The organism is Pseudomonas nitroreducens NBRC 12694 (assembly GCF_002091755.1).
Classification (GTDB): domain Bacteria; phylum Pseudomonadota; class Gammaproteobacteria; order Pseudomonadales; family Pseudomonadaceae; genus Pseudomonas; species Pseudomonas nitroreducens.
Window position 1 is genome coordinate 96,987 of sequence record NZ_BDAI01000014.1, and the last position, 16,657, is coordinate 113,643.

Annotated in this window: 13 protein-coding genes; 11 read left to right on the plus strand and 2 right to left on the minus strand. The window is 66.4% G+C overall.

Annotated elements, in window-relative coordinates:
- Window positions 1-44: 44 nt before the first annotated feature.
- The 7 genes from PNI01S_RS24835 to PNI01S_RS24865 all read left to right on the plus strand — a co-directional run bounded on the left by PNI01S_RS24835 (window position 45) and on the right by PNI01S_RS24865 (window position 7,975).
- Window positions 45-575 (plus strand): 4-vinyl reductase, encoded by a 531-nt coding sequence (locus PNI01S_RS24835; RefSeq protein WP_024767038.1) that lies wholly within the window; start codon window positions 45-47, stop codon window positions 573-575.
- 94 nt (window positions 576-669) lie between these two features.
- A complete protein-coding gene (gene dgcA, locus PNI01S_RS24840) occupies window positions 670-2,730 on the plus strand; it encodes a dimethylglycine demethylation protein DgcA (protein WP_084359604.1) in 2,061 nt (686 codons plus the stop codon).
- 182 nt (window positions 2,731-2,912) lie between these two features.
- Window positions 2,913-4,883, plus strand: coding sequence for a dimethylglycine demethylation protein DgcB (gene dgcB / locus PNI01S_RS24845; protein ID WP_084359606.1), 1,971 nt, complete (start codon window positions 2,913-2,915; stop codon window positions 4,881-4,883).
- A gap of 115 nt (window positions 4,884-4,998) precedes the next feature.
- A complete protein-coding gene (etfA, locus tag PNI01S_RS24850; protein WP_084359608.1) occupies window positions 4,999-6,234 on the plus strand; it encodes an electron transfer flavoprotein subunit alpha in 1,236 nt (411 codons plus the stop codon).
- A 117-nt stretch (window positions 6,235-6,351) separates the two neighbouring features.
- A complete protein-coding gene (gene etfB / locus PNI01S_RS24855) occupies window positions 6,352-7,128 on the plus strand; it encodes an electron transfer flavoprotein subunit beta (RefSeq protein ID WP_024766749.1) in 777 nt (258 codons plus the stop codon).
- Window positions 7,129-7,451: 323 nt separating this feature from the next.
- On the plus strand, window positions 7,452-7,682 hold the full coding sequence (locus PNI01S_RS24860) for a hypothetical protein (RefSeq protein WP_024766748.1): 231 nt from the start codon (window positions 7,452-7,454) through the stop codon (window positions 7,680-7,682).
- Window positions 7,679-7,975: a cell division protein ZapA gene (locus tag PNI01S_RS24865; protein ID WP_024766747.1), complete on the plus strand. Its 297-nt coding sequence runs from the start codon at window positions 7,679-7,681 to the stop codon at window positions 7,973-7,975. Before PNI01S_RS24860 ends, PNI01S_RS24865 begins: the two co-directional genes overlap by 4 nt.
- Before the next feature lie 563 nt (window positions 7,976-8,538).
- On the opposite strand, the gene PNI01S_RS24870 is transcribed toward PNI01S_RS24865, so the two are convergent.
- Window positions 8,539-9,963 carry an aspartate ammonia-lyase gene (locus PNI01S_RS24870; protein ID WP_065085092.1) on the minus strand — a complete coding sequence of 475 codons (1,425 nt, stop codon included), beginning with the start codon at window positions 9,961-9,963 and terminating at the stop codon, window positions 8,539-8,541.
- Between the two features lie 211 nt (window positions 9,964-10,174).
- Here PNI01S_RS24870 and PNI01S_RS24875 point away from each other — a divergent pair, with 211 nt between their 5' ends.
- The 4 genes from PNI01S_RS24875 to PNI01S_RS24890 all read left to right on the plus strand — a co-directional run bounded on the left by PNI01S_RS24875 (window position 10,175) and on the right by PNI01S_RS24890 (window position 15,331).
- Window positions 10,175-11,089 carry a LysR substrate-binding domain-containing protein gene (locus PNI01S_RS24875; protein ID WP_024766745.1) on the plus strand — a complete coding sequence of 305 codons (915 nt, stop codon included), beginning with the start codon at window positions 10,175-10,177 and terminating at the stop codon, window positions 11,087-11,089.
- Between the two features lie 113 nt (window positions 11,090-11,202).
- The gene (locus tag PNI01S_RS24880; RefSeq protein WP_084359610.1) at window positions 11,203-11,790 is read left to right on the plus strand and encodes an RNA polymerase sigma factor; all 588 of its coding nucleotides are present in this window, start codon (window positions 11,203-11,205) and stop codon (window positions 11,788-11,790) included.
- Window positions 11,787-12,791 (plus strand): FecR family protein, encoded by a 1,005-nt coding sequence (locus PNI01S_RS24885; RefSeq protein ID WP_084359612.1) that lies wholly within the window; start codon window positions 11,787-11,789, stop codon window positions 12,789-12,791. Before PNI01S_RS24880 ends, PNI01S_RS24885 begins: the two co-directional genes overlap by 4 nt.
- A gap of 113 nt (window positions 12,792-12,904) precedes the next feature.
- Complete coding sequence (locus tag PNI01S_RS24890) at window positions 12,905-15,331, plus strand: TonB-dependent siderophore receptor (RefSeq protein WP_084359614.1); 2,427 nt, start codon at window positions 12,905-12,907, stop codon at window positions 15,329-15,331.
- 126 nt (window positions 15,332-15,457) lie between these two features.
- Here the strand turns inward: PNI01S_RS24890 and adhP are convergent, their stop codons facing one another.
- Complete coding sequence (gene adhP / locus PNI01S_RS24895; protein ID WP_038803792.1) at window positions 15,458-16,492, minus strand: alcohol dehydrogenase AdhP; 1,035 nt, start codon at window positions 16,490-16,492, stop codon at window positions 15,458-15,460.
- Between the last annotated feature and the right edge of the window lie 165 nt (window positions 16,493-16,657).

Consider the following 16,657-nt stretch of genomic DNA (forward strand, 5'->3'; position numbering starts at 1 on the left):
TCTCCCAGAGTGAGCGGGTCCTACCCGGAATCGGAGCTGCACACATGGCCAAACACGCCCCCGAACTGCCCATCGAAGTCGACAGCGAAACCGGCGTCTGGACCACCGACGCCCTGCCGATGCTCTACGTACCGCGGCACTTCTTCGTCAACAACCACATGGGCATCGAGGAAGAGCTGGGCGCCGAGCGCTACGCGCAAATCCTCTACAAGGCCGGCTACAAGTCCGCCTGGCACTGGTGCGAGAAGGAAGCTGAGTGCCACGGCCTGGTCGGCGTGGAAGTCTTCGAGCACTACATGAAGCGCCTGTCCCAGCGCGGCTGGGGCCTGTTCCAGATCGAGCAGATCGACCTCGACAAGGGCACCGCCCAGGTTCGCCTGAAGCACTCGGCCTTCGTCTACGTCTACGGCAAGGTCAACCGCAAGGTCGACTACATGTTCACCGGCTGGTTCGCCGGCGCGATGGACCAGATTCTCCAGGCACGCGGCAGCGATATCCGCACCGTCGCCGAGCAGGTCTACAGCGGCGCCGAGGAAGGCCACGACGACGGCCTGTTCGTCGTCAAACCGCTCTGATCTTTCGCCCCCTGTAGGAGCGAGCTAGCTCGCGAACAAGCAGCCGCAAGGCCGCCAGACAACAAGAAACCTCTGATCCCGTGAGGATGCCGCAATGGCTTTCGAGGCAATGTTCCAGCCGATCCAGATCGGCAAGCTGACCATCCGCAACCGCGTACTCTCCACCGCTCACGCCGAGGTGTATGCCACCGACGGCGGCATGACCACCGAGCGCTACGTGAAGTACTACGAGGAGAAGGCCAAGGGCGGCATCGGCCTGGCCATCTGCGGCGGTTCCTCCGTGGTCGCCATCGACAGCCCGCAGGAATGGTGGAGCTCGGTGAACCTCTCCACCGACCGCATCATCCCGCACTTCCAGAACCTGGCCGACGCCATGCACAAGCATGGGGCCAAGATCATGATCCAGATTACCCACATGGGCCGCCGCTCGCGCTGGGACGGCTTCAACTGGCCGACCCTGATGTCGCCCTCCGGCGTGCGCGAGCCGGTGCACCGCGCCACCTGCAAGACCATCGAGCCGGAAGAGATCTGGCGGGTGATCGGCAACTACGCGCAAGCGGCTCGCCGTGCCAAGGCCGGCGGCCTGGACGGCGTCGAGCTGTCCGCCGTGCACCAGCACATGATCGACCAGTTCTGGAGCCCGCGGGTCAACAAGCGCACCGACGAATGGGGCGGCACCTTCGAGGGCCGCATGAAATTCGGCCTGGAAGTGCTCAAGGCCGTGCGTGCCGAAGTCGGCGACGATTTCTGTGTCGGCATGCGCATCTGCGGCGACGAATTCCACCCGGACGGCCTGTCCCACGAGGACATGAAGCAGATCGCCAAGTACTACAGCGACACCGGCATGCTCGACTTCATCGGCGTGGTCGGCTCGGGTTGCGACACCCACAACACCCTGGCCAACGTCATCCCGAACATGACCTTCCCGCCGGAGCCGTTCCTGCACCTGGCCGCCGGCATCAAGGAAGTGGTCAACGTGCCGGTGCTGCACGCGCAGAACATCAAGGACCCGAACCAGGCCACGCGTATCCTCGAAGGCGGTTACGTGGACATGGTCGGCATGACCCGCGCGCACATCGCCGACCCGCACCTGATCGCCAAGATCAAGATGGGCCAGATCGACCAGATCAAGCAGTGCGTCGGCGCCAACTACTGCATCGACCGCCAGTACCAGGGCCTGGACGTGCTGTGCATCCAGAACGCCGCCACCTCCCGTGAGTACATGGGCGTGCCACACATCATCGAGAAGACCACCGGCGTGAAGCGCAAGGTGGTGGTCGTCGGTGGCGGCCCGGCTGGAATGGAAGCCGCGCGCGTCGCCGCCGAGCGTGGCCACGACGTCACCCTGTTCGAGAAGAAGGAACAGCTCGGCGGGCAGATCACCACCGCCTCGAAAGCTCCGCAGCGCGACCAGATCGCCGGCATCACCCGCTGGTACCAGCTGGAGCTGGCGCGGCTGAACGTCGACCTGCGCCTGGGCACCGGCGCGGATGCCGACACCATCCTCGACCTGCGCCCCGACGTGGTGGTGCTGGCCAACGGCGGCCATCCGTTCCTTGAGCAGAACGAACACTGGGGCGCCGCCGACGGGCTGGTGGTCAGCAGCTGGGACGTACTCGACGGCAAGGTCGAGCCGGGCAAGAACGTGCTGGTCTACGACACCATCTGCGAGTTCAGCGGCATGTCGGTGGCGGACTTCCTCGCCGACAAGGGCGCCCAGGTCGAGATCGTCACCGACGACATCAAGCCGGGCGTGGCCATCGGCGGCACCACCTTCCCGACCTACTACCGCAGCATGTACCCCAAGGAAGTGATCATGACCGGCGACCTGATGCTGGAGAAGGTCTACCGCGAGGGCGACAAGCTGGTAGCGGTGCTGGAGAACGAATACACCGGCGCGAAGGAAGAGCGGGTGGTCGACCAGATCGTCGTCGAGAATGGCGTGCGCCCGGACGAGAGCCTGTACTACGCGCTCAAGCAGGGCTCCCGCAACAAGGGCCAGATCGACGTCGAGGCGCTGTTCGCGATCAAGCCGCAGCCGTGTCTCAGCGAGCCGGGTGACGGTTACCTGTTGTTCCGCATCGGCGACTGCGTGGCCCAGCGCAACACCCATGCGGCGATCTACGACGCGCTGCGACTGTGCAAGGACTTCTAAGACACGCCATGTGATGTCCGGCAAGCACGGACAACCCCCTCTCCCTTCAGGGAGAGGGTTGGCGAGAGGGTGGTGGGCCAAGTGACCGAGCCGACCGGAAACACCCTCTCCCCCCGCCCTCTCCCGCAAGCGGGAGAGGGCGCTTGTCCAGCGCCCCCTGAGGTCCCGTAGGGAGACCAGAAATGCTCAACATCATCCTCCCCATCCTGCTCTTCGCCGCCCTCGGCCTCGCCGTGCTGGGCGCCGTGAAGCGCTTCGCGATGTGGCGCCGTGGCCGGCCCGCGCAGGTCGACTGGATCGGCGGCCTGCTGAAGATGCCGCGTCGCTACCTGGTCGACCTGCACCACGTGGTCGAGCGCGACAAGTACATGTCGAAGACCCACGTCGCCACCGCTGGCGGCTTCGTGCTGGCCGCGCTGCTGGCCATCCTCGTGCACGGTCTCGGCCTGCACAGCCGCATTCTCGGTTTCGCCCTGCTGGCGGCCACCGCGCTGATGTTTGGTGGCGCGCTGTTCGTCGCCAAGCGCCGCCTTGACCCGCCGTCGCGCCTGTCGAAAGGCCCGTGGATGCGCCTGCCGAAAAGCCTGCTGATGTTCTCGGCGAGCTTCTTCATCGCCACCCTGCCGGTGGCCGGCATCCTGCCGGAGGGTTTCGGCGGCTGGTTCCTCGCAGCCATCCTTGCCATCGGGGTGGCCTGGGGTGTGTCCGAGCTGTTCTTCGGCATGACCTGGGGCGGCCCGATGAAGCACGCCTTCGCCGGTGCCCTGCACCTGGCCTGGCACCGCCGCGCCGAACGCTTCGGCGGTGGCCGCTCCACTGGCCTCAAGCCGCTGGACCTGCAGGACCCGATGGCGCCGCTGGGCGTCGAGAAACCCACCGATTTCACCTGGAACCAGTTGCTCGGCTTCGACGCCTGCGTGCAGTGCGGCAAGTGCGAAGCCATGTGCCCGGCGTTTGCCGCCGGCCAGCCGCTGAACCCGAAGAAGCTCATCCAGGACATGGTCATCGGCCTTGCCGGTGGCAGCGACGCCAACTTTGCCGGCAGCCCGTATCCCGGTAAACCGCTGGGCGAACACCGCGGCGGCCCGCACCAGCCGATCGTCGCGCTGGACGGCAAGGCGCTGGTGGATGCCGAGACGCTCTGGTCCTGCACCACCTGCCGCGCCTGCGTCGAGGAATGCCCGATGATGATCGAGCACGTCGACGCCATCGTCGACATGCGCCGCCACCTCACCCTGGAAAAGGGCGCGACCCCGAACAAGGGCGCCGAGGTGCTGGAAAACCTGATCGCCACCGACAACCCCGGCGGCTTCGCCCCCGGCGGCCGGGTGAACTGGGCGGCCGACCTGAACCTGCCGCTGCTGGCGGACAAGCAGCAGGCCGACGTGCTGTTCTGGGTCGGCGACGGCGCCTTCGATATGCGCAACCAGCGCACCCTGCGTGCCTTCGTGAAGGTCCTCAAGGCCGCCAACGTCGACTTCGCCGTGCTCGGCCTGGAGGAGCGCGACAGCGGCGATGTGGCACGCCGCCTGGGTGACGAAGCCACCTTCCAGACCCTGGCCCAACGCAACATCGCCACCCTGGCCAAGTACCGTTTCAAGCGCATCGTCAGCTGCGACCCGCACAGCTTCCACGTGCTGAAGAACGAATACGGCGCGCTGGGCGGCAACTACCAGGTGCTGCACCACACGACCTTCATCGATGAACTGGTGCGCAAGGGCGCGCTGAACCTCGGCCAGAGCAAGGCCGGCAGCGTGACCTACCACGACCCGTGCTACCTCGGCCGCTACAACGGCGAGTACGAAGCGCCGCGCGCCGTGCTCAAGGCCATCGGCATCGAGGTCAAGGAAATGGACCGCTCCGGCTTCCGTTCACGCTGCTGCGGCGGTGGCGGCGGCGCGCCGATCACCGACATCCCCGGCAAGCAGCGGATTCCCGACATGCGCATGGTCGACATCAAGGAAACCGGCGCCGAACTGGTTGCCGTGGGCTGCCCGCAATGCACCGCCATGCTCGAAGGCGTGGTCGCGCCGCGCCCGGAGATCAAGGATATCGCCGAACTGGTCGCCGAGGTCCTCATCGAGGCCACCGAGGTGCCGGCAAAAAAGCCCTCGCTGGCGCGCCGTGAAGAAGCGGTGGAGGTGCACCTGTGAACGTCCTGCGTAGCCCCGTAGGGCGCATAAAGCCGAAGGCTTTATCCGCCGCCTCGGCCACTTCGGCGGATGACGCTGCGCGTTATTCGCCCTACTCCAGCCCGGAGCATCGAGCATGAGCGACATCATCCGCCGCGACCCGCGGGCCGAGTGGATCGCCCGCAATCGCCTGCACCCGCTGCACGCGGCCATGCAATCGGCTCAGGGTGGCGAGAGCCGCTGGATGGGGCCGAACGGCGTGGTGCGCAAGAATCCCCACGCCGTCGGCTTCATCGGGGCCAATGGCGTCAAGCGCATCGACCGTTCCGGTGGCCAGCAAGGTACGGCAGGCGGCAAGCGCAGCAGCGCGCCGGAGGTGACGCAGCTGCCGCTGGTGATCATCGAGCAGCCGGCCTTCCTGATTGCCGTGGTGCCCGACATGGTGGGCGGCCGCCTCTCCAGCCACGACCGCGACCTGCTGGGCCTGGCCCGCAAGCTGGCCGGCAGCGACGGTGCGGTGCTAGCCGTGGTGTTCGGCGAGCACAAGGAAACCGCCTTCGACACCGCCGGCGTCGACCGCCTGTTGCAGATCGAGGGCAACGAATACGACGGTTACGCCCCGGAACAAAGGGTGCTGGCGCTGCGTTCGGCCAACAGCCAGTTCGCACCGCGTCACTGGTTGCTGCCCGACAGCCGCACCGGTGGCGGCGAACTGGGCCGCCGTCTCGCCGCCAGCCTGGGCGAACGCCCGGCCACCCGCGTCTGGCAGGCCGAAGGCGAGCGCTGCATCGGTCGCGCCGGAGCCGGCCAGCAGGACCTGCATCGCGACCTGCCGCGCCTGATTCTGGCTGCCGCCGAGTGTGCGGAGCCGGTCAGCGAAACCCGGCACGAGGCCCGCGCCGTGGAGCTGGAAAGCAGCGTCGCGCGCAACCTGCCGCGCATCGAGGACCTCGGCCCGGTGGCCGTGGACCCGGCGCAGATTCCCATGGCCGAGGCGGAGTTCATCCTCTCCGGTGGCAACGGCGTGAAGGACTGGGAGCTGTTCCATCGCGCCGCCGTTGCGCTCGGCGCCACCGAAGGCGCCTCGCGCGTGGCAGTGGACGACGGCCACATGCCGCGTGCCCGTCAGGTTGGCGCCACCGGTACCTGGGTCACCGCGCGGGTCTACCTTGCCGTCGGCATTTCCGGGGCGATCCAGCACCTGCAGGGCATCGGTTCCTGCGACAAGGTGGTGGCGATCAACATGGACCCGGGCTGCGACATGATCAAACGCGCCGATCTCTCGGTGATCGGTGATTCCGCCGCGATCCTCAAGGCGCTGATGGTCCTGGCCGAAGCCCATCGCAATGGAGCGGCGCGCGATGCAGCGTGATAGGAGTTCCTCGGTAGGGCGGATAAAGCCTTCGGCTTTATCCGCCGCCAACGCATCATCGGCGGATAACGCTGCGCGTTATTCGCCCTACGCCAGCTTGAAAGCCCGAGGTGGCTTATGAACGACCTGAACATCGTCGCCCTGGTGTCCATCGGCGCCCACCCGGCCTCTGGCCGTGCGCGGCGCGCCGACCAGGATGCCCGTGCGGTGGAACTGGGCATGAACCTCGCCGGTAAGCGCCTGCGCGTCGTGCATGCCGGTGATGCCGGGGAAGAAGCGCTGCGCGGTTACCTCGGCATGGGCCTGGATGAGCTGGCCGTGCTCGAACAGCCTGCCGGTGCCGACGCACTGCCAGCATTGGCCGCCTACCTGGGCGACAGCGATGCGCAACTGGTGCTCACCGGCACCCAGGCGGAAACCGGTGAAGGCTCCGGCATGTTGCCCTTCCTGCTGGCCGAGCGCCTCGGCTGGCCGTTGGTGGTCGGCCTGGCGGAAGTGGAGAAGGTCGAAGGCGGCAGTGCCCAGGTATTGCAGGCCTTGCCTCGCGGCCAGCGCCGTCGTTTGAAGGTGCGCCTGCCCTTCGTCGCCAGCGTCGACAATGCCGCGCCGGCGGCTCGCCAGAGCGCCTTCGGCCCGGCTCGCCGGGGTTATCTGGAAGCCCACGAAGTGGAGGTGGTGGACGATCCACTGCTTGCCGACGGCAACCTGCAACCCGCGCGCCCGCGTCCCAAGCGGCTGAAGATGATCAAGGCGAAGACCGGCGCCGAACGCATGAAGGCCGCCACCGCCAAGGCCTCTGGCGGTACCGGGCAGGTCCTCAAGGACGTCTCTCCCGAGGCGGGCGCCGAGGCAATCTTCAAGCTGCTGCGTGAGGAAGGCGTGATTCGCATCTGACGTTCCGGCTCTTCGTAGGAGCGAGGGGCCATCGATATTGCTCGCGAACAATCCCCGCAGCGAGCCCTGGTTCGCGAGCAAGCTCGCTCCTGCAGGATGCCTTCCCCATCGGAGCGGAAGCCGGCGCCGTAGGCGAACCTTGTGGGTTGATTCCCGGTCCAAATTTCGTTGGTGGTAGGAAATCATTGAAATAGCACGAGAATTATCTCGTAAGCCATTGAATTGACAGCATACGGCTTGTCAGAAGAACCGCGTTTTTACTGGCCCCGCCGCGCCCCTTTCTTTATCCTCCGCACCCTTTGAAAGGCTTTGCGGAGGCTCCCATGCTCGATTCCACCCTCGAACAACTTGAACAGCTGGTCGCCGAGCTGCTGCAGCAGAATGAAGTACTGGTGCAGGACAACGCCCAGGTGCGTGAAGAGCTGCTCAAGGCCCGTGAGGAAAACGACACGCTGCAACTGTCGCTCATGGAGCAGGAAGAGAAGCACAACGCCACCGCGACTCGCCTGCAGGCGCTGATCCGCCGCGTCAGCGACAGCCGCGCCAGCGCATGAGTGGCGACGGCGTCCGCGTCCTGCGCATCCTCGGGCGCGAATACAGCGTCCGGGCGCCGGCCGGTGAAGAGCGCCGGCTGCAGGACGCGGCTGCGCTGCTGCAGGCGGAGATCAGCGCCAGCAAGAAGAAATTCCCCTACGTCACCAGCAATGAGCTGATGGTGCTCTCTGCGCTCAACCTCTGCGCCCGCCAGCTCGGTGCGTCGGATACCGAGTGCGATGAGGCGGACGCCGTGGAGCGTATCGCCGCTCTCAATCGGCGGATTCTCGATCACCTGCAACGTCAGGATTGATCTCCCGCAGCCCCTGCTTTTTGTAGGAGCGAGCTTGCTCGCGAACCCCTCCTGCGCCGGTATTGACGGGAGGGAGATCGTGTTCGCGAGCAATGACGATGGCGTCCCCCTCTCTCCTACAGAAGCCGCACCGCCACGACCGGAACTCCAGGAAAGTGTTTTGTAGGGCGAATAACGCGCAGCGTTATCCGCCACTGTGCCTGGCACGGAACTGGCGGATCACAGCAAGCGGTTATGCGCCCTACGGTGCCGTGCGACTCATGCCAATCGCGGACGGAGTCCGTTCCTACGAAACCTGAACCGGCGTAGGCGCGGACTCCGTCTGCCATGTTTTCCGCCGCGCCCGGATTTCAGGCAAAAAAATAGGGACACCGGGGTAAGCGGTGTCCCTTCTAAAGGAGAGTGGGCCAAGAGGCCCCTCAACCGGTGAGACGTGGCGCCTCGGGTAAACCCGCGGCGCCGGGTATAAAAGAAGGGACTGGGGGTAACCAATCCCTGAAAGGTGAGGGAGGAATACTCCCCCTCAACCGGTGAGACGTGCCCGGCTCGCGCCGGGCGGAGGATCAGGCGCGCAGCGGAATCAGGCGCGGGGCGATCATGTTTTCCGGCAGCAGGATGTCGGCCAGGGTGGCTTCGTCCAGCAGCTTCTCCTCGCGAACCAGCTCCAGCACTCCGCGGCCGGTTTCCAGCGCAGTCTTGGCGATACGGGTGGAGTTTTCGTAGCCGATGTACGGGTTCAGCGCGGTGACCAGGCCGATGCTGTGCTCCACCAGCTGGTGGCAGCGCTCGACGTTGGCGGTGATGCCGGTGATGCAGTGCTCGCGCAGCATGTCCATGGCGCGCTGGAGCAGGCGGATCGAGTCGAAGATCTTGTAGGCGATCAGCGGCTCCATCACGTTCAGCTGCAACTGGCCGCCTTCGGCCGCGATGGTCAGCGCCAGGTCGTTACCCATGATTTCGAAGGCGCACATGTTCACCGCCTCCGGGATCACCGGGTTGACCTTGCCCGGCATGATCGAGCTGCCCGGCTGGCGCGGCGGCAGGTTGATCTCGTTGATGCCGGTGCGCGGGCCGCTGGACAGCAGGCGCAGGTCGTTGCAGATCTTCGACAGCTTGACCGCGGTGCGCTTGAGCATGCCGGAGAACAGCACGAAGGCGCCCATGTCGGAGGTGGCTTCGATCAGGTCGGCAGCCGGAACGACCGGGTGGCCGCTGATTTCAGCCAGGCGCTGGACAGCCAGCTTCTGGTAGCCGGGGTCGGCGTTGATGCCGGTGCCGATCGCGGTGCCGCCGAGGTTCACTTCGGTCAGCAGTTCCGGCGCCAGGCGACGCAGGCGGTCGAGGTCTTCGCCCAGGGTGGTGGCGAAGGCGTGGAATTCCTGGCCGAGGGTCATCGGTACCGCGTCCTGCAGCTGGGTACGGCCCATCTTCAGTACGCCGGCGAACTCGACGCCCTTGGCGGCGAAGGCCTGGATCAGGCTGTCGAGGCTGGCCAGCAGGGTGTCGTGGCCGAGCAGCAGGCCCAGGCGGATGGCGGTCGGGTAAGCGTCGTTGGTCGACTGCGCCATGTTCACGTCGTTGTTCGGGTGCAGGTACTTGTACTCACCCTTGGTGTGGCCCATGGCTTCCAGCGCGATGTTCGCGATCACTTCGTTCGCGTTCATGTTGGTGGAAGTACCGGCGCCACCCTGGATCATGTCCACCACGAACTGGTCGTGGAAGTCACCGCGGATCAGGCGGGCACAGGCTTCGCTGATGGCAGCGTGCTTCTCGTTCGACAGGTGGCCAAGCTGGTGGTTGGCATCGGCTGCCGCCTGTTTGACCATCGCCAGGCCGACGACCAGTTTCGGGTAGTGCGACAGCGGCACGCCCGAGAGGCGGAAGTTGTTCACAGCGCGCAGGGTCTGGATGCCGAAGTAGGCGTCAGAAGGTACTTCGAGGGTGCCGAGGAGGTCTTTCTCGATGCGGAACGATGCAACAGGGGACATGACGGGGATTGTCTCAGGGAAACACGGCCAGTGCCGCGATGCCCGGTAGACTAGGGATTTCGCCTTTCGTCGGCCAATGCTGTTAAAGGCTGCCTCATGCACGAACGGCATAATGTACCCTGTGACGAATTGATGACGGCGAGCGTGCGACTGTGCTACGCGCGCCCGGCTCCTGACCAATCGATCAGCGTGTGAATGCGTTGGAGTTGACGTGAACCTCGAGACCAAATGGCTGGAAGACTTCAGCACCCTGGCCACCACCCGCAGTTTTTCCCAGGCCGCCGAAAAGCGCTTCGTCACCCAGCCGGCCTTCAGCCGACGCATCCGCAGCCTGGAAGATGCCCTCGGCCTGACCCTGGTGAACCGCCAGCGCACGCCCATCGAACTGACCGAAGCGGGGCAACTGTTCCTCGTCACCGCCCGCGCAGTGGTTGAGCAACTCGGCCAGGTGGTGCGCCACCTGCACCACCTGGAAGGCGGGCAGGGCGAGGTGCTGCAGTTCGCCGCCGCGCACTCGCTGGCGCTGGGCTTCTTCCCCGCGTGGATTTCCCGGCTGCGCTCGGAAGGCCTGAATATCGCCAGCCGCCTGGTGGCGACCAACGTCGGCGAGGCGGTACACCTGCTGCGCGAAGGCGGCTGCGACCTGATGATGGCCTTCTACGACCCGGACGCCGCCTTGCAGATGGACCCGGAGGTCTTCCCCTCGCTGCACCTGGGGCGCACCGAAATGCTGCCGGTGTGCGCGGTGAACTCCGCCGGCGTGCCGCTCTTCGATCTCGACAGCGGGCAGAGCGTGCCGCTGCTGGCCTACAGTGCCGGTGCCTTCCTCGGTCGCGGCGTGAACCTGCTGCTGCGCCAGCGCAACCTGCGTTACACGACGGTCTATGAAACGGCGATGGCCGACAGCCTTAAAAGCATGGCGCTGCAAGGCATGGGTGTGGCCTGGGTGCCGCGCCTGAGCATGGAGTCGGAGCTGGCGCGTGGTGAGCTGGCGCTGTGCGGCGGCCCGCACTGGATTGTCCCGCAGGAAATCCGCCTGTACCGCTGTGCGCTGGTGCGCAAGGCGCAGATCCGCCTGCTCTGGCGCAAGCTCGAAGGCGGCCTGGGGCTGGACGAAACGCCCTGAGGCAGACAGCCGGGGCTATTCTGTTTATTTGATAAGCATTATCATTTGCGGCTTTCCACGGTCTCCCCCTCGCACCGGTTTCGGTGCGGACCGCTGGCGAGCCTGCAGCCCCGATGTCCCATTCCGACCGCCCGGCCGATTCCCGCACCACGGACGCCCCGGCGCCCGCCGAGGCGTTGCCGCGCGAGGATTTCCTGCGGGTGTTCCTTTCCCAGCGTCCGCGCATGGAAGCCCTGGTACGACGCCGCGTCGGTTGCCGGGCCACCGCGGCGGACCTGGTCCAGGACCTGTTCCTGCGCTTCTGGAAGCGCCCTCAGGCACCAGTGGAAGAACTCGGCAGCTACCTGCTGCGCAGTGCGCGCAACCTCGCCATCGATCACCTGCGCGGTGAAGATTCGCGCGGGCGAACCCTGAGCGCGCTGCTGCCCGACCAGGACGATGCCCAGCCTTCCCCCGAGCAGGCGGTGCAGGCCAGCGCCGAACTGGACCTCATCGAAGACGCCCTGCGCCAGTTGCCCGAGCGCACCCGCCATATCTTCCTGCTCAGTCGTGTGCATGGCCGCACCTACGGCGAGATCGCCGCGGCCATGGGGCTTTCCCAGAGCGCGGTGGAAAAACATATGATGCGCGCCCTCGATGCGTGCAAGGCGAGCCTTGAGCCCGCTGCGCGGGCAGATCGCCGTGGAGCCGCCGACCGATGAAGCCTGAAATCGCCACCTCGCCCGAGGACGCCCAGCGGCAGGCGCGCCAGTGGCTGCTGCGCCTGAACGACGCTGGCGGCGACGTATGGCTGGCGGCTTTCCAGGCGTGGCTGGCGGCTGATCCGCAACATGCCCGCGCCTATGCCGAAGTCGATGCGCTCTGGCAGGCCAGCGCCCTGCCGGCGCAGCGGCTGGCGGGGGAAGAGGGCGATGCTTTGGGCGCCTATCTCACCGCGATGGACCACCCGGCGCCGCGCCGCGCGCAGAGCAACCACCGGCGTTGGGCCTACCCGCTGGCCAGCGCCGCCTGCCTGTTGCTGATGCTCTGGGCCGGTGCCTGGTGGTCGCCGGGTCACTGGCTGACCGATCTCTCCGCCGACTACGTCAGTGCGCCGGGCGAAGTGCGGGAGATCACCCTGGGCGACGGCTCGCGCCTGACCCTGGACGCCGACAGCGCCGTCGCGGTTTCCCTGGACGGTGAACAACGCCGCGTCGACCTGCTGCGCGGTGCTGCGTCCTTTGCCGTGAAACATCTGCCCAAACCCTTCGTGGTGCGCGCCGGAGAGGGTGAAGCGCGGGTGCTGGGCACCGAGTTCGAAGTCCGTCGCCAGGGCGAGCAGACCCGCGTCACGGTCGCCGAAGGCCGCGTCTCGGTGCGTGGCAGCCATGCCGCCGGCATGCCGGAAGTGGTGCTGGGCGCTGGCGAACGGGTCGGCATCGACGGCACGCGGCTCGGTGATGCGCAGCCCGCCGATGCCCAGGCCGCGCTGGCCTGGCGCCAGGGCTGGCTGACCTTCTACCGCGCGCCGCTGGGCGAGGTGCTGGAGCGCCTGGGCACTTACTACCCGGGCCGCATCGTGCTGCTGGACAGCGAGCTGGCGCAGCGCCGGGTCAGCGGCAGTTTCCGCAGCACCGACCCTCAGGCGGCGCTGGATTCCCTGCAGGCGGTGGTGGGCTTCCATCAGCAGCCTCTGCTCGGTCGCTTCGTGCTGATCCGCTGAGGGCGAAGATTTTTTCGAAAAAGGGGTGAGGTACTGCGGCGGCTGCTCCGTGTAGTGGTCATGAATGCGATTTATTCGCATGTGTAGTCCGACCTTCGAGCAAGAGAGCCCCGATGATCCCGCTGCGCCGCGCTGTTCCCGAGCTGTCCCTGAAACCCCTTGCCGCCGTCGTGCTGGGCGCTGCCCTGGTCGCCGCGCAGGCTCCCTCCGCGTGGGCCGAGAATGCCGCCGCCGGCGCTGCCCTGCAGGCGCGCTTTGGTTTCGCCATCGCGGCTCAACCCTTGCCCCAGGCGCTGAGCGAGTTCAGCCGGGTGACCGGCCTCAGTGTGGTCTACACCGACGAGGCGCCGTACGACCTCAAAGCCCCGGCGGTCTCCGGCCAGCTCAGTGCCAACGACGCGCTGAATCGCCTGCTGGCGGGCTCCGGCTATCGCTTCCGCGCCCTCGATGGCCGCACCCTGACCCTGGAGCGCGTGCCGACCGACACCCTGAGCCTCACCGACACCACCGTCACCGGCCAGGCGGCGTCGACCAGCTACCAACCGGCACCGGTCGCCTCCATCGGCCGCACCGACACGCCGGTGTTGGAAACCCCGCAAAGCATCGTCACTGTCCCGGCCCAGGCGCTGCACGACCAGAAGCCGCGCAATCTTGACGACGCGCTTGGCAACATCAGCGGTATCACCCAGGCCAACACCCTCGGCGGCACCCAGGACGCGGTGATGAAGCGTGGTTTCGGCGATAACCGCGACGGTTCGATCATGCGCGACGGCCTGCCCTCGGTGCTGGGCCGCAACCTCACCGCCACCGCCGACCACGTCGAAGTGCTCAAGGGGCCGGCCTCGTTGCTGTATGGCATCCAGGACCCGGGCGGCATCGTCAACGTGGTGAGCAAGAAGCCGCAGCTGCAGCAGTACAATGCCGTCACCCTGCGTGGTTCGACCTACGCCCACGGCAAACAGGGCAGCGGCGCGCAGATCGACACCACCGGCCCGCTGGGCGAGACCAACCTGGCCTACCGGCTGATCGTCGATCACCAGGACGAGAACTACTGGCGCAATTTCGGCCAGCAGCGCGAGACCCTCGTCGCGCCCTCGCTGGCCTGGTTCGGCGAGGACACCACGGTGAACCTCAGCTACGAGCACCGCGAGTTCAAGACGCCGTTCGACCGTGGCACTGCCATCGACCCGCGCACCAACAAGCCGCTGGATATCCCCCGTACGCGTCGCCTGGACGAGCCCTTCAACATCACTGAAGGCCGCTCCGACCTGACTCGACTGGACGTCGAGCAGCGCATCGACGATGCCTGGAAGGCGCATTTCGCCTACGGCTGGACCCGCGAGACCTACGACGACAACCAGGCCCGCGTCACCAGGGTCAACAGCAACGGCACCCTGACCCGCCGCACCGACGCCACCCGCGGCGCGGTGAGCAGCGACAGCTTCGCCACCGCCGGGCTGAACGGCGACCTGCAACTGGGCGGCTTCCGCCATGAAGTCAGCTTCGGCATCGATAGCGAGAAGCGCAAGATCTACCGCGCCGACCTGATCCGCGACACGAAGAACACCACCTTCAATTACCTCGATCCGGTCTACGGGCAGATTTCACCCGCCACGCGCGTCAGCCCGGCGGACAGCGACCAGACCGACAAGCTGCGCAGCGACTCGCTGTTCCTGCAGGACTCCTGGCACCTGGACGACCACTGGATTCTGGTCGCCGGCGGGCGCTACCAGATGTATGACCAGTACGCCGGGCGCGGCCGGCCGTTCAAGGCCAACACCGATATCAGCGGACAGAAGTGGGTACCGCGCGCCGGGGTGATCTACAAGATCAACGACGAGATGTCGCTGTATGGCAGCTACACCCAGTCGTTCAAGCCCAACTCCACCATCGCGCCGCTGTCCACGGGCGAGGTGATCGACTCGGCGATCCAGCCGGAAGAAGCGACCTCCTGGGAGATCGGCGGCAAGCTCGACATCCCCGGCCGCGTCACCGCCAACCTGGCCTTCTTCGACATCCGCAAGCGCAACGTGATGGTCACCCAGCTCGACGCCAACGGCGACAGCCGCGTCAGCACCGCCGGCAAGGTGCGCTCCTATGGCGCGGAACTGGATGTCACCGGCCAGCTGAGCGAGCACTGGAACCTGATCGGCAGCTACGCCTGGCTGGATGCCGAGGTCACCGAAGACCCGGTGCTGGAGGGCAACCGCCTGCAGAACGTGGCCAAGGAAACCGCCTCGCTGGCGGCGGTATACGACGCCGGGTCGATCTTCGGCGGCGACAACCTGCGCCTGGGCGGCGGGCCGCGCTACGTGGGCAAGCGTGCGGGCGACCCGTCCAACTCCTTCGAATTGCCGTCCTACACCGTGACCGATGCCTTCGCCAGCTACGACACGAAGCTGGGTGGCCACAACGTCGGCTTCCAGTTCAACGTGAAGAACCTGTTCGACCGCACCTACTACCCGTCGGCGGCGAACAACCTCTACGTCGCCGTGGGCGAGCCGCGGCAGTTCGAGGTTTCGACCACTGTGGAGTTCTGAAGCTGAGCCCGGACGCTTTTGCAGGAGGGGTGGAGCGCAGCGATACCCTTGCTGTCTGCAGCGCGATCGATGGGTATCGCTGCGCTCCACGCCATCCTACGCAGAGCTTGGTGTTTGGAGCGGGGCCTACATCTCCACCACGATCCGTCCTTCGATCTGCCCGGCGCGCATGCGGTCGAGGATGGCGTTGATGTCATCCAGCTTGCCGGCGGCGACGGTGGCTTTCACCAGGCCTTCGCCGGCGAAGTCCAGGGCTTCCTGCAGGTCCGCACGGGTGCCGACGATGGAACCGGTGATGTGCAGGCCCTTGAGCACCACGTCGAAGATCGGCGTGGGGAAGTCGCCCGGCGGCAGGCCGACCAGCGACACGGTACCGCCGCGGCGGGCCATGCCGATGCCCTGGCCGAAGGCGCTGTTGGACACGGCGGTGACGACCACGCCGTGGGCGCCGCCGATATCACGCTGCACCACTTCGACCGGGTCCTCTTTCTTGGCATTGACGGTCAGGCTGGCGCCGAGCTTGCGCGCCAGCTCCAGCTTGGCGTCATCCACGTCCACTGCCACCACGTGCAGGCCCATGGCCTTGGCGTACTGCACGGCGACGTGGCCCAGGCCGCCGATGCCGGAAATGGCCACCCACTGGCCGGGACGTGCCTCGGTTTCCTTCAGCGCCTTGTACACGGTGACGCCCGCGCAGAGGATCGGCGCAATCTCGGTAAAGCCGACATTCTTCGGCAGGATGCCGACATAGTTCGGGTCCGCCAGCACGTATTCGGCGTAGCCGCCGTTTACCGAGTAGCCGGTGTTCTGCTGGCTTTCGCAAAGGGTTTCCCAGCCGGTCAGGCAGTGCTCGCAGCAACCGCAGGCGGTGTACAGCCAGGGCACGCCGACGCGGTCGCCTTCCTTCACGCGGGTGACGCCAGCGCCGACCGCGGCGACGAAACCGACGCCTTCATGGCCGGGGATGAACGGCAGGCTCGGCTTCACCGGCCAGTCGCCTTCGGCGGCGTGCAGGTCGGTGTGGCAGACGCCGGAGGCCTCGATCTTCACCAGGATCTGCCCGGGGCCGGGCAGCGGGACTTTGACTTCCTCGATCCGCAGCGGCTCGCCAAAGGCGTGGACGACAGCGGCTTTCATGGTCGTGGGCAGGGTCGTGGACATTGCACTCGCTCCTTGAAGGGTGAGGGACCTGCCCCGTCCGGGACAGGAACGTGTCAGAAGAGTCTGAGCCCCTGAGCCTAGGCCATCTTGAGCTGAGGCAAGCTTTTCCGAAGTCTCTTCGGAGGTCGTTGCAGGCATCTTCGATGCAGGAATGACGAAATCGGG